Source organism: Actinomadura sp. 7K507, from assembly GCF_004348425.1.
Classification (GTDB): domain Bacteria; phylum Actinomycetota; class Actinomycetes; order Streptosporangiales; family Streptosporangiaceae; genus Spirillospora.
Window position 1 is genome coordinate 1 of sequence record NZ_SMKK01000073.1, and the last position, 15773, is coordinate 15773.

At 72.1% G+C, this 15773-nt stretch carries 17 protein-coding genes; 13 read left to right on the forward strand and 4 right to left on the reverse strand.

What is annotated here, in order from left to right:
* The 4 genes from E1285_RS18200 to E1285_RS18215 all read left to right on the forward strand — a co-directional run.
* Positions 1–1284 (forward strand): IS200/IS605 family element transposase accessory protein TnpB (locus E1285_RS18200; RefSeq protein WP_132153570.1); only part of this gene is annotated, 1284 nt, incomplete at its 5' end.
* Positions 1281–2231 (forward strand): alpha/beta hydrolase, encoded by a 951-nt coding sequence (locus E1285_RS18205; RefSeq protein WP_132153572.1) that lies wholly within the window; start codon positions 1281–1283, stop codon positions 2229–2231. The genes E1285_RS18200 and E1285_RS18205, both read left to right, overlap by 4 nt.
* 37 nt (positions 2232–2268) lie before the next feature.
* On the forward strand, positions 2269–2973 hold the full coding sequence (locus E1285_RS18210; RefSeq protein ID WP_132153574.1) for a YafY family protein: 705 nt from the start codon (positions 2269–2271) through the stop codon (positions 2971–2973).
* 84 nt (positions 2974–3057) lie between these two features.
* A complete protein-coding gene (locus tag E1285_RS18215) occupies positions 3058–3426 on the forward strand; it encodes a VOC family protein (RefSeq protein WP_207946645.1) in 369 nt (122 codons plus the stop codon).
* Positions 3427–3574: 148 nt separating this feature from the next.
* Here the strand turns inward: E1285_RS18215 and aceE are convergent, their stop codons facing one another.
* A complete protein-coding gene (aceE, locus tag E1285_RS18220) occupies positions 3575–6364 on the reverse strand; it encodes a pyruvate dehydrogenase (acetyl-transferring), homodimeric type (RefSeq protein WP_132153576.1) in 2790 nt (929 codons plus the stop codon).
* Positions 6365–6579: 215 nt separating this feature from the next.
* Between aceE and E1285_RS18225 the strand changes: the two genes are divergently transcribed.
* The 6 genes from E1285_RS18225 (at position 6580) to E1285_RS18250 (ending at position 10091) form a co-directional block, all read left to right on the forward strand.
* A complete protein-coding gene (locus E1285_RS18225) occupies positions 6580–6777 on the forward strand; it encodes a DUF1918 domain-containing protein (protein WP_132153578.1) in 198 nt (65 codons plus the stop codon).
* A gap of 105 nt (positions 6778–6882) precedes the next feature.
* Positions 6883–7290, forward strand: a complete 408-nt coding sequence (locus E1285_RS18230; protein WP_132153580.1) for a YjbQ family protein — start codon at positions 6883–6885, stop codon at positions 7288–7290.
* A gap of 264 nt (positions 7291–7554) precedes the next feature.
* Positions 7555–7983 (forward strand): DUF3052 domain-containing protein, encoded by a 429-nt coding sequence (locus E1285_RS18235; protein WP_132153582.1) that lies wholly within the window; start codon positions 7555–7557, stop codon positions 7981–7983.
* 112 nt (positions 7984–8095) lie between these two features.
* Entirely contained in the window at positions 8096–8554 is a 459-nt protein-coding gene (locus E1285_RS18240) for a peroxiredoxin (protein WP_132153584.1), read from the forward strand.
* 61 nt (positions 8555–8615) lie between these two features.
* Positions 8616–8960, forward strand: coding sequence for a hypothetical protein (locus E1285_RS18245; RefSeq protein ID WP_132153586.1), 345 nt, complete (start codon positions 8616–8618; stop codon positions 8958–8960).
* 72 nt (positions 8961–9032) lie between these two features.
* The gene (locus E1285_RS18250) at positions 9033–10091 is read left to right on the forward strand and encodes an ion channel (RefSeq protein ID WP_132153588.1); all 1059 of its coding nucleotides are present in this window, start codon (positions 9033–9035) and stop codon (positions 10089–10091) included.
* Positions 10092–10220: 129 nt separating this feature from the next.
* On the opposite strand, the gene E1285_RS18255 is transcribed toward E1285_RS18250, so the two are convergent.
* The gene (locus tag E1285_RS18255; RefSeq protein WP_243722875.1) at positions 10221–11213 is read right to left on the reverse strand and encodes a phosphoribulokinase; all 993 of its coding nucleotides are present in this window, start codon (positions 11211–11213) and stop codon (positions 10221–10223) included.
* Between the two features lie 185 nt (positions 11214–11398).
* On the opposite strand from E1285_RS18255, the gene E1285_RS18260 reads away from it, so the two are divergent.
* Both E1285_RS18260 and E1285_RS18265 read left to right on the forward strand, forming a co-directional pair.
* Positions 11399–12055: a response regulator transcription factor gene (locus tag E1285_RS18260; RefSeq protein WP_132153590.1), complete on the forward strand. Its 657-nt coding sequence runs from the start codon at positions 11399–11401 to the stop codon at positions 12053–12055.
* Complete coding sequence (locus tag E1285_RS18265; RefSeq protein ID WP_132153592.1) at positions 12052–13233, forward strand: GAF domain-containing sensor histidine kinase; 1182 nt, start codon at positions 12052–12054, stop codon at positions 13231–13233. Before E1285_RS18260 ends, E1285_RS18265 begins: the two co-directional genes overlap by 4 nt.
* Here the strand turns inward: E1285_RS18265 and E1285_RS18270 are convergent.
* Positions 13220–14395, reverse strand: coding sequence for a saccharopine dehydrogenase NADP-binding domain-containing protein (locus E1285_RS18270; RefSeq protein ID WP_132153594.1), 1176 nt, complete (start codon positions 14393–14395; stop codon positions 13220–13222). The genes E1285_RS18265 and E1285_RS18270 overlap by 14 nt on opposite strands.
* Before the next feature lie 121 nt (positions 14396–14516).
* Between E1285_RS18270 and E1285_RS45660 the strand changes: the two genes are divergently transcribed.
* Positions 14517–14693 carry a hypothetical protein gene (locus E1285_RS45660; protein WP_165966662.1) on the forward strand — a complete coding sequence of 59 codons (177 nt, stop codon included), beginning with the start codon at positions 14517–14519 and terminating at the stop codon, positions 14691–14693.
* Here E1285_RS45660 and E1285_RS18275 read toward each other — a convergent pair.
* Complete coding sequence (locus E1285_RS18275) at positions 14650–15585, reverse strand: LysR family transcriptional regulator (RefSeq protein WP_132153596.1); 936 nt, start codon at positions 15583–15585, stop codon at positions 14650–14652. The genes E1285_RS45660 and E1285_RS18275 overlap by 44 nt on opposite strands.
* Positions 15586–15773 lie beyond the last annotated feature (188 nt).

The window sequence follows — 15773 nt, forward strand, 5'->3', positions numbered from 1 at the left end:
CTGGTCGGTCAGAAGGGGACCCGGCGGGCGGCGGGTGGGTATCGGTCGAGGCGGGAGTGGTTCGCCAAGTCCCGTCGCCTGCACGTCCTCAAGGATCGCCTCGCTCGTGTGCAGGCCGATTGGGACGCAGGGCGGGTGCGGGTGGTGCGCGGCGGCAGGCGCCTGCTGAACAACCGCCATCACCTGGAGGCCGCCGGGCTGTCCGAGGAGCAGTGGCGGGCCCGGTGGGAGGCGGGGCGGTGGTTCTGCCAGGCCGACGGGGAGAGCGGTAAGCGGTACGGCAACGAGACCATCCGCGTCACCCCCGAAGGTGAAGTGTCGATCAAGTTGCCCGCGCCGCTGGCGCATCTGGCCAACGCGCCGCACGGCCGCTACGTCCTGACCTGTCGCGTCGCGTTCGCGCACCGGGGCACCGAGTGGGCCGACCGGCTCGAGGTCGACCGGGCGGTGGCCTACCGCATCCACCTCGACATCGGCCGGGGCCGCTGGTACCTCACTGCGTCCTGGCAACGCCCCGCCATCCCTGCGGTCCCGCTGGAGACCGCCCGCGCCCACGGCATGATCGGCGTCGACACCAACGCCGACCACTTCGCCGCCTACCGCCTCGACGTCCACGGCAACCCTATCGGTGACCCCATGCGGTTCGGGTACGACTTGTCCGGGAGCGCCGGGCACCGGGACGCGCAGGTCCGGCACGCCATCACCGGGCTACTGCACTGGGCCCGGAGGTGCGGCGTGGCCGCTATCGCGATCGAGGACCTGGACTTCGCCAGAGAGAAGACCCGAGAGAAGCACGGCCGCCGGAAACGGTTCCGGCAGCTCATCTCCGGTATGCCGACCGGAAGGCTCAAGGCGCGGCTGGTGTCGATGGCCGCCGAGGTGGGCTTGAGTATCGTTGCGGTCGATCCGGCCTATACCTCGCGGTGGGGGGACCAGCACTGGCGCACGCCTCTCACCAGCAGCAAACGTCAGATGACCCGCCATGACGCCGCCTCGGTGGCGATCGGCAGACGCGCCCTCGGACACCCGATCCGGCGACGGACGGCACCGCCCCATGACGACCAGAGTGATCGTCGTGGGCATCGGACCGTCCAGGCTGATTGCGGTGCCCGAGGACGTGAGGAACCCCGCCATCCGCCGCGGAGCGTGCACACGATGCACGTAGCCGCCGGAGAAGCCAGAACGTGGGGAACCAGCGCATCCAGCACCGTTCGGGACGCGCGCAGTACCAGGATATGGGTACAAGACTCACTCCTGATCACTGATGAGGAACGGTACCGATGACCGAGATCACGCATCGTTTCGTCCAGTCGGACAGCGGTCTGCGCATGCACGTCGCCGAGGCCGGCGAGGGGCCGCTGGTCCTGCTCCTGCACGGTTTCCCGGAGTGCTGGTACTCCTGGCGCCACCAGCTCACCGCGCTCGCCGAGGCGGGCTACCACGCCGTCGCCCCCGACCAGCGCGGCTACGCCCGGACGGGCGGCCCGGCGGAGGTCGGCCGGTACTCGATCCTGCACCTGGTCGGGGACGCCGTCGGGCTCATCGACGCCCTCGGCGCGGACCGCGCCGTCGTCGCCGGGCACGACTGGGGCGCCCCGGTCGCCTGGGCCACCGCGCAGATGCGCCCGGACAAGGTGCGCGGGGTCATCGCCATGTCGGTCCCGCACCGCCCGCGCAGCAGCAAGCCGCCCGTCGCGTCCATGCGCCGCCTGTTCGGCGAGGGCTTCTACATGGTCCGCTTCCAGGAGCGGGACGTCCCGGAGGCCGAGCTCGACCGCGACCGGGCAGACACCTTCCGCCGCGTGCTGGGCGCGATGTCCGGCGGCGGCGCCGCGCCGGGCCCGGTCGCCGCCGAAGGGAGCGGGTTCCTCGACGACTTCCCGGAGCCGGAGAAACTGCCCGCCTGGATCACCGACGAGGACATCGCCGTCTACGTCGAGGAGTACGCCGAGAGCGGCTTCACCGGCCCGCTCAACTGGTACCGCAACCTCGACCGGAACTGGGAGCTGACCGCCGCCTGGCACCGCGCCCCGATCGGCCCGCCCGCGCTGTTCATCGCCGGCGACCGCGACATCGTCTCGGTCGGCTCCCGCCAGGTGATCGACTCCATGACCGACTTCGTGCCGAACCTCCGCGACACCGTCTGGCTGTCCGATTGCGGCCACTGGACGCAGCAGGAGCGCCCGGCCGAGGTGAACGAGGCCATGCTCGGCTTCCTCCGCGGCCTCTGACCGGCGGAATGTCGGAGGTGCGGCATACGGTCACCGGGTGAACCGCACCGATCGTCTGTACGCCCTGGTGGAGGAACTGCGGGCCTGCGCGCCGCGCCGCGTCAGCGCGCGCGAGCTGGCCGCGCGGTACGAGGTGAGCGTCCGGACGATCGAGCGCGACATCGGCGCCCTCCAGCAGGGCGGCGTGCCGATCTTCGCGGACGTCGGCCGGGGCGGCGGCTACACCCTCGACAAGAGCCGCACGCTGCCGCCGCTGAACTTCACCCCCGCCGAGGCCGTCGCCGTCGCCATCACCCTCGCGCGGGCGGGCGGCGCGCCGTACTCCCGGTCCGCCCGCACCGCCCTCCACAAGATCGTCGCCGCGATGTCGGGAGCCGACGGCGACTCGGCCCGCGAACTGGCCGAACGCGTCCGCATCCTGACGCCTCCCGACGCGGCCGAGCCCGCCTCGGTGCCCGCCGTCCTGGAGGAGGCGATGTCCGCGCGCCGCGTCGTGCGGCTCGGCTACGTCGACGCGAGTGGCAGCGAGACCGAACGCGACGTCGAACCCGTCGGGTTCACCGCCCTGTCGCTCCGCTGGTACCTGCTCGGGTGGTGCCGCCTGCGCGGCGAGGCCCGCGTCTTCCGCATCGACCGCGTCCGCCGCGCCGCGCTGCTGGACGAACCCGCCCCGGAACGCGACTTCGACGACCTGGCCGCCGCCCCGGCCGACTACGTCGCCAGGCCGCTCGAATTCGTCTGAGAAACCTTGCAAATCCCGACACAGGGCTGTCGCGGACCCCTCCCATGCTGGCCCTCCTACCAGTTGAGAAGCAGAGGAGAGGCCATGACAATCCCCGCGTTCAACACCGTCGCGTGGTTCCAGGTCGGCACCGACGCGCCGGAGGAGGCCCGCCGCTTCTACGGCGATCTCTTCGGCTGGCGGTTCGACCCGGACGGCGACGGCTACGACCTCGTCAGCTACCCGGGTTCCGACGTCCCCGCGGGCGGTGTCTCGCACGAGCCCGACGCGTCCGGCAACCATGCGATGTTCATGGTTCTGGTCGGGGACGTCGACGCGGTGTGCGCCGAGACGGAGAAGCGCGGCGGCAAGGTCGCCCTGCCCACCGTGACGACGGGCGACGGCCTCAAGTTCGCCTACCTGGACGACCCCGCCGGCAACCGCTTCGGCGTCTTCAAGCCCCCGGCGTCCTGACCCCGGACCGGGAAGCCGACCGGAACGCGAGGGCCGACCGGAACGCGAATGGGGCCCCGAGCGAATCTCGGGGCCCCATTCGTCATGCCGGGAACCGGGTGATTGCGGCCTACACCTCCGCAATCACGGGGTCACGGTCGGACGGCCGTCAGCCGTCGCCGCCGGTGTTGCTCTCGGCGCTGCCGACACCGTTGGCGAAGACCTCGCTGACCTCGGCGTCCAGGCGGTAGCGGTGGATCGCCTGCTGGAGCGTCTCCGGCTTGACCTCGCCGTGCCGGGCGAGCCGGGTCAGGACCGCGAGCACGAGCGACGCGGCGTCCACGTGGAAGAACCGGCGGGCGGCGGCGCGGGTGTCGGAGAAGCCGAAGCCGTCGGTGCCGAGCGAGGTGAAGTCCGCGTGCACCCACGGGGCGATCTGGTCGGGGACGGCACGGGCGAAGTCCGTCACGGCGACGATCGGCCCGGCGACGTTGTCGAGCGTCCGGGTGACGTACGGGACGCGCTGCTCGGCGTCGGGGTTCAGCAGGTTCTGCTCGTCGCACTCGCGGGCCTCGCGGGCCAGCTCGTTCCACGAGGTCGCCGACCACACGTCCGCGGCGACGCCCCAGTCCTCGGCGAGGAGCCGCTGCGCCTCCAGGGCCCACCGGCCGCCGACACCGGACGCCAGGATCTGCGCCCGCGGCACCTCGCCGTTCCCCGGCGTGACCTCCGGGGCGGTCTTGTACCGGTACAGGCCCTTCAGGAGGCCGTCGACGTCGACGCCGTCGGGCTCGGCGGGCTGCTGGTACGGCTCGTTGTAGACCGTGAGGTAGTAGAAGACGTTCTCGCCGGACGGGTACTCGTCGGACGTGCCGTACATGCGGCGCAGCGCGTCCTTGACGATGTGGGCCAGCTCGAACGACCACGTCGGGTCGTAGTGCACGCAGGCGGGGTTCGACGCGGCGAGCAGCGGGGAGTGGCCGTCGGCGTGCTGGAGGCCCTCACCGGTGAGAGTGGTGCGGCCGGCGGTGGCGCCGAGCAGGAACCCGCGGCCCATCTGGTCGGCGAGCGACCACATCTGGTCGCCGGTCCGCTGGAACCCGAACATCGAGTAGAAGATGTACACCGGGATCATGTGCTCGCCGTGCGTGGCGTACGTGGTGCCCGCGGCGATCGTGGACGCCATCGACCCGGCCTCGCTGATGCCCTCGTGCAGCATCTGGCCGCTGTCGGACTCCTTGTACGACAGCAGCAGCTTGCGGTCGACCGCGTCGTAGGTCTGCCCGTGCGGCGAGTAGATCTTGGACGTGGGGAACAGCGAGTCCATGCCGAACGTGCGGTACTCGTCCGGGGCGATCGGTACGAACCGGGCGCCGATGTTCTCGTCCTTGATCAGGTCCTTGAGCAGCCGGACGAACGCCATGGTCGTCGCGACGTTCTGCTTGCCGGAGCCCTTCTTCAGCTCGCTGTAGACGGGGTCGCCGGGCAGCTTGAGCGGCTTGGCGCGCACGACCCGTTTCGGCAGGAACCCGCCGAGGGCGGCGCGGCGCTCGCGCATGTACTGGATCTCGTCGGAGTCCTCGCCCGGGTGGTAGTAGGGCGGCAGCGGCGCCTCCAGCGCCGAGTCCGGGATGTCCAGGTAGAGGCGGTCCCGGAACTCCTTCAGCTCGGCCTTGGTGAGCTTCTTCATCTGGTGGGTGGCGTTGCGGGCCTCGAAGTCGGAGCCGAGCGTCCAGCCCTTGATGGTGTGCGCGAGGATCACGGTCGGCTGCCCGACGTGCTCGCGGGCCGACTTGAACGCCGCGTACACCTTGCGGTAGTCGTGCCCGCCGCGCGACAGCTTGCGCAGCTCGTCGTCCTCGAGGTGCTGGACGATCCTGCGCAGCCTCGGGTCGGCGCCGAAGAACTTCTCCCGGATGTACTCGCCGGACTCGACGGTGAACGTCTGGAACTGCCCGTCGGGCGTGGTGTTCATCTGGTTGACCAGCACGCCGTCGACGTCCTGCGCGAGCAGCGGGTCCCAGTCGCGGCCCCAGATGACCTTGATGACGTTCCAGCCGGCGCCGCGGAAGAACGACTCCAGCTCCTGGATGATCTTGCCGTTGCCGCGGACCGGGCCGTCCAGCTGCTGGAGGTTGCAGTTGACGACGAAGGTCAGGTTGTCGAGCTCCTCGCGGGCGGCCAGGCCGATCGCGCCGAGCGACTCGGGCTCGGCCATCTCGCCGTCGCCGAGGAACGCCCACACGTGCGAGCGGGACGTGTCCTTGATCTTCCGGTTGTACAGGTAGCGGTTGAACCGGGCCTGGTACACCGAGTTGATCCCGGTGAGGCCCATGGACACCGTGGGGAACTCCCAGAAGTCCGGCATGAGCCGCGGGTGCGGGTAGGACGACAGCCCGCCGCCCGGGTGCGAGTGCTCCTGGCGGAACCCGTCGAGCTTGTCCTCGGGCAGGCGTCCTTCCAGGTAGGCGCGGGCGTAGATGCCGGGTGAGGCGTGCCCCTGGATGAAGACCTGGTCGCCGGACTCGCCGTGGTCCTTGCCGCGGAAGAAGTGGTTGAAGCCGATCTCGTACAGCGAGGCGGCGGAGGCGTAGGTGGCGATGTGGCCGCCGACGCCGATCTCTGGGCGGTTCGCGCGCGACACCATGATCGCGGCGTTCCAGCGGATGTAGGCGCGGATGCGCCGCTCCACGTGCTCGTCGCCGGGGAACCAGGGCTCGGACTCCGGCGGAATGGTGTTGATGAAGTCGGTGCTGCGCAGGCTGGGCACACCGACCTGCAGCTCGCGGGCCCTCTCCAGGAGCCGGAGCATCACGTAGCGCGCCCGGCCGCGGCCTTCTGTCTTGATGACCGTGTCCAGTGACTCCAGCCATTCCCGGGTTTCGTCCGGGTTGATGTCCGGCAGCTGGCTCGGCAGGCCGTCGCTGATGATCGAAAAGCGTTGACGTCCGGAAGCCACGGGGTCCCCTCTGTCCTTACGTCTTTGCGGGTGAGACCGGGTTCCCGCCGCGCGGGTGGCCACCGGTCCCCGGCAGACTGTTGTCGCTCGTCTCGAGATCCATCGTCGCCGTTTACGACGGCTAACGCATCTCTACCAACCGGTAACCATTCTCCCCGGTCAACCGGGGTACGCACCCTGGGAGAGCCGATTTTCCCGACGAGATCGGAGGAGCCATGAACGGGCGTGTCGGAGACCGGCTGCTTGTCCACGGCAACATCGTGGGGCAGGCCGACCGGCAGGGCGAGATCATCGAGGTGCGGGGCCGGGACGGCGGCCCGCCGTTCCTGGTCCGCTTCGACGACGGCCACGAGACCCTGGTGTACCCGGGGCCGGACGCGGTCGTCGAGCCCAGGGAGCAGCTGTCCCGTTAGCCGGGCCGGGCACCGCACCGGCCGTGGCCCGGTGCCGTTCCCGGAGCGGAAGATCCGTGCGGCCGCGGAGGCGTCCGGGGCCGCGGAAGGGGTATGCCCGAGATCATGGAGAGCACCGTGGTCCGGGTGGCGACCGGCACACGCGACGCCGTGCACGACATCACGGCCGAATGCGAGAGGTTCGCCGCGTCGGCGGGCGGCGACGGGCTGCTGCACGTCTTCGTCCCGCACGCCACCGCCGGCGTGGCGATCATCGAACTGGGGGCCGGCAGCGACGACGACCTGCTGGCGGCCCTCGGCGACCTGCTGCCGGCGGACGACCGCTGGCGGCACGCGCACGGGTCGCCGGGCCACGGGCGGTCGCACGTGATGCCCGCGCTCGTCCCTCCGTTCGCGACCCTCCCGGTCGTCGGCGGACGGCTGGCGCTGGGGACGTGGCAGTCCGTGGCCCTGGTCGACCTCAACGTCGACAACCCCGACCGCCAGATCCGGTTGTCTTTTCTCAAAGGATGAGCGAGTCGGAGGGTGCGGGGGCCGTCCCCCCGCAAGGCGCAAAGATGACGGCGGGCTGTCACGCTCGGTGGAGGTCTTGTTACGCCGATCTCCGTAATCGGGCCAATGAGCCCACCAAAAGCCGGGAAGACACTTGCGCTAGGGGCCCTCACTTGTGTGAACTGTCCCGCAAACACCGCACAGGTGCGGGCGGGCCACCCGCCGAGGGGGGCGAAACGAGATGAGCACGGCACCGTGCGGACTGACGACAATGGGAGGACTTTCGTGAGCGCGACCGCGGGTCAGGCGCAGTCTGAGCGCAGCCTGGCCGAACGGCTCGGCCTGAAGGCGGGCCAGGTGGTGCAGGAGATCGGCTACGACGACGACGTCGACGAGGAGCTCCGCGCATCCGTCGAGGCCGTCACGGGGAACGAGCTGGTCGACGAGGACTACGAGGACGTGGTCGACGTCGTGCTGCTGTGGTGGCGCGAGGAGGACGGCGACCTGTTCGAGGGCCTGACCGACGCGATGATCCCGCTCACCGGCGGCGGCAACATCTGGCTGCTGACGCCGAAGGCGGGCCGCGACGGGCATGTGGAGCCGAGCGACATCGGCGAGGCCGCGCAGACGGCCGGACTGTCGCAGACCAGCAGCGTCAGCGCTGCCAAGGAGTGGTCGGGAACGCGGCTGGTCGCGCCCAAGGTCCGCAAGTAGCCCCGGCGCCCGTCCGCGGGCGGCACGGGGTGGCAGACTGGCCCCGTCCCCCACGCCCGTGGGGGACGGGGCATGACCCCGCCTGGGGCGGGGCTGAATCGCGGGAGAGGCTTTGGCGGTTGAGGTAGGCGACGGCGCACCGGACTTCGAGCTGAAGGACCAGCACGGCACACCGGTGAAGCTGTCGGACTTCCGTGGCGACAAGAGCGTCGTCCTGGTGTTCTATCCGCTGGCGTTCAGCGGCGTCTGCACCGGGGAGCTGTGCCAGATCCGGGACGAGCTGCCCACGCTGGGCGGCGACGACGTGCAGGTCCTCGCGGTCTCGGTCGACTCGATGTTCGCGCTGCGCGCCTGGGCCGAGCAGGAGAAGTACCAGTTCCCGCTGCTGTCGGACTTCTGGCCGCACGGCGGGACGGCACAGCGTTACGGCGTGTTCGACGAGGACAAGGGGCTCGCCGTGCGCGGCACCTTCATCATCGACACCGAGGGCGTGGTCCGCTGGAAGGTCGTCAACGCGATCCCGGACGCACGCGACATCGACGAGTACCGCAAGGCGCTCGCCGGGCTCTGAGCGAACCGGACCGGTTCCGGCCGTGTGGCCGGATCCGGTCCCCGCACCTTCTGGAGGTGTGATGCCCTGCTTTCGCTGCGGGGCGCGGCAGACCGACCCTGTGCGGGGCGCGAGCCCGTGGAGGCGCGGGGTCCGGGCGGACCGCCAGGTGCTGATCTGTCCCGGCTGCCAGACCGCTCACGACTGGGCGGACGATCTCGACCGCTGCGCGGGCTGCGGCACGGCCGCCCTTGTGTGCCGGCTCGGCGAGGTCGAGTGCCGCGACTGCGGGCACACCCGGGAGGCCGCCCCCGGCGACCTGGTGCATTCCGGCGCTCCGCCGGCGGTCTCCTCGTCCGAGGGCGACCTGTCCGAGGAGGTCGCCGCGGCCCTCACCCGCGTCCTCAAGAGAGGACCTGCCCACTGAGCGTCCGGCACCCGCGCTGACCATGGGCTTCGGTACTTGACGCCGCGATTCGTCTCCTGGGGCCCTGCGCGGATGCCGATCGTGCTGATACGCCTGGTCACCCAGATCACCGGGCGGTCCTGGCGCGTTCCCGCGCTCGTGCTTCTCGTGGCCTTCCTGACGGGCTGGCTGCTCATGGTGGTGTTCGAGGAGCCCGGTGCCGACATCAAGCGGCCGGACGAGTACATCTGGTACTTCCTCGTGAGCGGCACCACCACCGGCTACGGCGATCTGGCCCCGGCCACGGTCGGCGGGCGGATCGGCGGTGTGATCATCATCGTGTCGGGGCTCACCGCGGGGCTCGTGATGTTCGCCGAGCTGACGCTCTGGATGGGGAGGGGACGGGTCATGAGGGCCAACGGCCAGGCGCAGCTGCACAGGCGCGGGCACATCGTGATGGTCGGCTACCACCGCGGCGGCCTGCGGGCCATCGTCGGTCAGATCCGCGCCGACCCGGCGTTCGCCAAGACGGACGTCGTCGCGATCTTCTGGCCGGGGGAGCTGACGGGCGAGAACCCCGATCCCGGCGTGTACGACGTCGTCGCCTACGACGAGACCGCCTACGACCGGGCGTGCCTGCACGCCGCGAGGACCGTCGTGGTCGTCGGCCACACCGACGACGAGACCGTCCGGGTGATGCTGGGCGTGGAGGCCTACCTGCGGCGGAACGGCGATCCGCCCGTCCACCTCCTGGCCGGGGTGCACGAGGGCAACACCCGTGCGGAGATCACCGAGGCGCTGCGGCTGATCGGCCCGAACATCGAGCCGGTCGACATCGACGATTCCGCCGTGGTCGCGGCCGCGATCCGCAACCCGGGGATCGCCTCGATCTACCACAACCTCGCCAGCACCCTGGACACGGACGGCGCGCTCTACCGCGTGAACGTCCCCGACGACGCGGGCGAGTGGTCCCGCATGGACGTGGCGACCTTCCTCCTGCGCCGGGGCAACACCCTCCTGGCCGTCGGCGAGTCACATCGTCCCGATGCCCGCTTCCGCCTGACGCCCGATCCGGACGAGATGATCCGCGGCGGCCAGTCGCTCGCCGTGGTCGCCCCCGACCGTCCCGAGATTCCCTGGCACGAGCTGTGAACGGCCGAGTCGGGTAGATGGCCGGGAGGGCGCCCTCGCGCCCGCAGGGGCGCCCTCCCGGCTGCCGCGTGCGCGCGGCCCGGAGTCACAGGTCCAAGGGCCCCGGGGCCTCCCCGCGCACCCGCGGAGTCAGGCGGCTTGACGGTGGTCGGCGTCCAGCAGGTGGTAGAGCAGGAGGAGCTGGGTGATGGCCAGGGGGTCGCTGGTGCCGGTGTCGCCGAGGTGGCCGAGGACGCCGGGGTCGGGGATGGCCGTGCCGGCGCGGGGGCCGAGGCGTTCCAGGATGGCCTTCTTGACGACCTGTGACTCCTCGGGGGAGACGTATCCGTGGACGTGCAGGGCGTCGACGGGGCGGCCGTCGGTGTCGCGGTGGAGGCGCAGGTGCATCGCCGTCTCGGTTGAGCCGGACCCGGAGCCGGTGTCGCCGGAGCCGCTGTCCAGGACGTCGGCCAGTTCGGGGTGGTCGATCGTCGGGCGGAGCAGCAGTTCGGCGGACAGCGGCGTGCCGGGCGGGTCGAGGCGGCCGGCGACGGGCGCGAAGCGGACGACGATGTCGGCGTGCTTGCGCTGGGGGCGGATGTAGGCGGCGCTCTCGGGTTCGCGGCGCTCCAGTTCCGCCATGACCTGCTCGGGGGTGTAGCCGCGCTTGTCGCAGTCGCGGCGGACCTTCCACGAGTGGCGCAGCGGCTCCGGCGGGTCGAGGTAGACGGTGATGTCGAAGCAGGCGCGCGCCATCCGGGTGTGCAGGGGGAGCAGGCCCTCGACGATCACGAAGTCGCGGGGTTCGACCAGTTCGGGGCGGACGAGTTCGCCGGTGGAGTGGTCGTAGACGGGCTTCAGGATCGGCTCGCCCATCGACAGCAGTTGCAGGTGCTGCTCCATGATGTCGACGTGGTTGCAGTCGGGGTGCAGTGCCGTGAACGGCTTGCCGGCCCGTTCGGCGCGGTCGTAGCGGTGGTAGTCGTCCACGCAGACCGCCGTCATCCGGTCGGCCCCGAGGCACCGTACAAGCCCCCTGGTGAGTGTGGTCTTGCCCGCCGCGCTGTCCCCCGCGATGGCGAGCATGACGGGGCGGCGGCCCGACCCGCGCGCCCGGAGCATATGCACGATCCGATGGGGCACCTTCTGCTCCTCCGTTCTGCGGAATTCAGTTTTCGCATAGGAGAGTAGGGCGATGCGGCGGCCGGTTCGTCCCCCAATCAGGGGAGTACGGGGGTGAAAAGCCGGAGGCCCCCTCCGCGCCTGCCCCCGCACCTGCTGCCACGAAGGGCTACTGGTGAGTAGCTTCTGGTTGTTATCGTGCCGGAATGGGTGTCCCCGTACGTGTCGTCCTCGTCGACGACCACGAGATGATCCTCGCCGGACTGCAGGCGATGCTGGCCGGGTTCTCCAGGCGCGTGCGCGTCGTGGGGCAGGCGGGGACGGGAGACGAGGCGGCCCGGCTGGTGACCACGCTGCGCCCGGACGTCGTCCTGCTGGACGTGCGGCTCGGCGCGGAGAGCGGCCTCGACCTGTGCCGCCTGCTCACCGGGCGGGTCCCGGAGGCGCGGGTGGTGTTCCTGTCGGTGTACGACGACGAGCAGTACGTCTTCGAGGCGCTGCGGGCAGGCGCGGGCGGGTACCTGCTCAAGCGCGTGGACGGCCCGGAGCTCGTCCGGCGCCTGGAGGAGGTCGCGCAGGGCGAGACCGTCGTGGACCCGACGCTCGCGGGCCGGATGGCGGTCACCGCCGCGCGGCTCACCCGCGGCGAGTTCTGGCCGGGCGCCAACCGGGGGCTCACGCAGCGCGAGAGCGAGGTGCTGTCGCTGCTGGTGGGCGGCCTGTCCAACAAGGCGATCGCGGCGCGGCTCGTGCTGAGCGAGGAGACGGTCAAGAGCCACCTGCGCGCGCTCTACCGCAAGCTGGAGGTGACCGACCGGTCGGCGGCGATCGCGGTCGCGCTGCGCGAGGGGCTGTTCCGGTGACGGCCCCGCTGGAGCTGCTCGCCGGGCGCGGAACCGACCTGCTCGTCCGCATCGTGACCGTGGCCTGCTCCGACCGCGAGCTTCCACGGATGGCCGAGGAGCTGGCCGGGCTGGTCGTCCGGTCGGCGCGGGCGCTGACGTTCTGCGACGTCTACGTCCTGGCGGAGGACGGTCGCGTCCTGGAATGGTCGGGGCCGCCGGTCCCGCTGGGAGAGGGCGAGGTCGGCCGGGTCGCGGCCCACGGCCGGGCGCGCCCGCACGCGGACGGGCGCGGCGCCGCGATCCCCGTGCACAGCGAGGGCACCGTGATCGCGGTGATGGACGTCCGGTCCGCCGGTCCGGCGCCGCCCGAGGACCTCGCCCTCGTCACCGCGCTCGCCGGGCTGTTCGCGCCCGTGCTGTGCTCGTGCCGCCGGCTGCGCACCGCGCGCGAGCGCGAGCACGCCGCCGAGCGGTTCGCGGAGCGGGCGGTGCAGGCGCAGGAGGCAGAGCGGTCGAGGCTGAGCCGGGAGATCCACGACGGCATCGCGCAGCGGCTCGCCAGCCTGGGGTTCCACCTGTCGGCGGCCGAGCGGGCGCTGCCCGAGCACCATCCCGAGGGGCTGGCGCAGATCATGATGGCGCGCCGGCTGTGCGAGCTGGCGGCGGCCGAGACCCGCGCCGCGATCGGGGGGCTGCGGCCGCCCGTCCTGGACGACCTTGGCCTGTCCGCGGCCCTGGCCACCCTCGCCCGCGAGGCCGGGGACGGCCCCGGACCGTCCGGCCCGCTCGACGTGACGGTCACCGTCGAGGGCGAGCTGGAGGACGCGCTGCCCGACCACGTGCAGACCGCGCTGTACCGGATCGCGCAGGAGGCGGTCGGCAACTGCCTGCGGCACGCGTCCGCGTCCTGCGTCGACCTGCTGCTGGAGCACTTCCACGACCGCGTCAGGGTGAAGGTCACCGACGACGGGACCGGGTTCCCGGTGCGGGACGTGCTGGCGCGGGGCGGCCGGTTCGCGCAGGGCGGCCCCGGTGCGCCGGCACGGCCCGACTCCTACGGGCTGCGCGGCATGCGGGAACGCGCCGAGCTGCTCGGCGGGCGCGTCTCGGTGACGAGCAGGCCCGGCGCCGGGACGACCGTCGAGGCGGTCATCCCCATCCCCGGGCGCCACCGGGGGGCGGTCAGCCCGTCTTGAGGACCCGGAAGACGATCCCCGCCTTGCGCAGCCGTTCGATCAGCGCGTCGCCCATCGCGGCCGCGGTCGTGACCTGCCCGGCGGTCTCCGGGAGGTCGTCGTGGGCCAGGCACAGCGCCGACTCGCCGAGCATCTTGGCGGTCTCGCCGTAGCCGGGGTCGCCGCCCGCGACCTCGGTGACGACGCGCTCCCCGCCGCCCGCGCCGACGAACTTCACGCTGAACCAGTTCCGGGCGCGGTCCTGCTCCGACGGGCCGTCGCCCGGTGCGCGGAGCCGCAGCAGCAGGCTGCGCGTGGGCGGGAGCGCGGACAGGCCGAGCAGGGCGCCGGAGCCCGCCGCCATCCCGGCCGCGGTCGCCAGCCGCTTGACGGCGACGTAGTGGCCGTAGGAGAAGTCCGGGCCGTAACGGTCGAGTGCCGCCGCCGAACGGACGACGATCTGCGGGTCGATGGTGGGCATCGGCAGCGTCCAGCCGCCCCCGATCCGCGCCTTCGGAGCCGGGCGCCGCGAGAGGCGCACCCGGCGCCCGGCGGGCCGGTCCTCGACCCGGCGGCGCTCGCGTTCGGCGCGCATCATGCCGGCGGGGTCGCCGAAGATGCCGATCGCCGAGTGCAGCGTGCCGCCGGACGCGTCCGCGCGGGCGCGCACGAAGCCTTCGACGTGCAGCGGGACGCCCTCCGGAAGCTGCTTCACCGTGAAGTAGGCGCCGAGGTCGTGGGGGATCGAGTCGAACCCGCAGGCGTGCACGATCCGCGCACCGCTGCGCACGGCCTCCTCGTGGTACTTCACATACATCTGGTCGACGAATGTCGGTTCGCCGGTGAGATCGACGTAATCGGTACCGGCGCGCGCGCACGCCGCCACGAGGGGCTCGCCGTACTTGACGTAGGGGCCGACCGTGGTGATGACGACCCGCGCGGAGTCCGCGACGTCCTCGATGGAGGCGGCGTCCTCGGTATCGGCATGCAGCAGCGGCAGGTCGGCGCACGCCGGGTCCAGCTCCGCCAGCCGGTCGCGCACGGCCGCCAGCTTGGCCCGGTTGCGCCCGGCGAGGGCCCAGCGCGTCCCGGAGCCGGCGTGCTCGGCCAGGTACTCGGCGGTCAGGGCCCCGGTGAAGCCGGTGGCGCCGAACAGGACGATGTCGTACTTGCGGTCGGTCATCGAAGCCCCTCTCACGGTCCCGAACCTGATTCTGTCGTGTTGGCCTCCTCTCATGCACGCCGGGACGGGGATGTGAGCGACCGCACTCGTCTAGGGTTGATCAGATGATCGGGAGGAAGACGTGACCGGGCTCGCCGTGGCGATGGACGTCGTCGCCGTGGGCTTCTTCGCCGGCTTCCTGGTCCTGGTCACCCGCGGCGAGACCGTCCCCGGCGGCGATGGTGGGAGAAACGCTGCGATGGTCCTGATCGCCGTCAGCCTGGGCCTGCTGTCGGTGTCGCTGTGGAGCATCCCCTAGCCGCCCCGGGGGGCCCGGACCCGGGGTTCGCGGGCCGCCAGCCCGGGGCGTCCAGCAGGTGGCGGACGAACAGCATCGTCGTCGCCGTCGGCGCGGCGCCGGCGACCGCGTGCCACGGCCGGTCGAGCGGCATCCCGGGGGCGCCGACGAGGACGAGGCGGCCCGCGTCCAGCTCGGCGCCGACGGCGTCCCGCGACACCAGCGCCACCCCCAGCCCGGCCGCCGCGCCCGCGATCACCGCGCCGTTCGAGCCGAGGACGAGCCGGGGCGGCGTCACGTCCCGCTCGGCCAGGTAGGCGTCCGCGCTCGCCCGGGTCCCCGAGCCGGGCTCGCGCATCACCCAGGGCGTGGCGGCCAGCGCGAACCCGGCCGCGAGGTCCGGGGCGCCCACGACGACCAGCTCGTTCGGACGCCGCGCCAGCACGGTCGCCGCGACCTCGGCGGGCGGCCGGCCGGCCAGCACGAGGTCGGCCTCGTGCGCGGCGAGGCTGCTCCACACCTGGCGGCGCGGCCCCACCTCCAGGGCCAGCTCGACGCCGGGCCGGCGCGCCCGGAACGAGGCGAGCAGCTCCGGCAGGATCTGGTCGGCGGCCGTTGTCACCGCCGCCAGCCGCAGCGGCCCGCGCCCCGGATCGGCCGCTCCGCGCGCCGCCGCCCGGCCCTCCTCCAGCAGCCCGAGCACCTGCCGCGCGTACCCGGCGTAGACGGCCCCGGCGGCGGTCAGCCGCAGCCCGCGCCCCTCCCTCCCGACGAGCGGCACGCCGAGATCGCGGGTCAGCGCCGCGACCGCGGCCGACACCGCCGACTCGGTCACGTACAGCCGCCGCGCCGCCGACCGCACCGAGCCGGTGTCGGCGAGGGCGACGAACGTCCGCAGCCGCGCCTCGGTCATGCCCGCTCCCCGGACACGCCGACCTCCTCGTTCAAGTGAATGCTTGATCTTCACCGTAGAACACTTGATGGACATCGCAAGTATCGGGGAGCCAAGCTCGACCCGTCCACGGTTCCACGTGGCCGGGACGCGGCGCCTCACCCCGATCCCCTGGGACATGCCGTCCTCCACCGGGCGAGGCGCCGCGC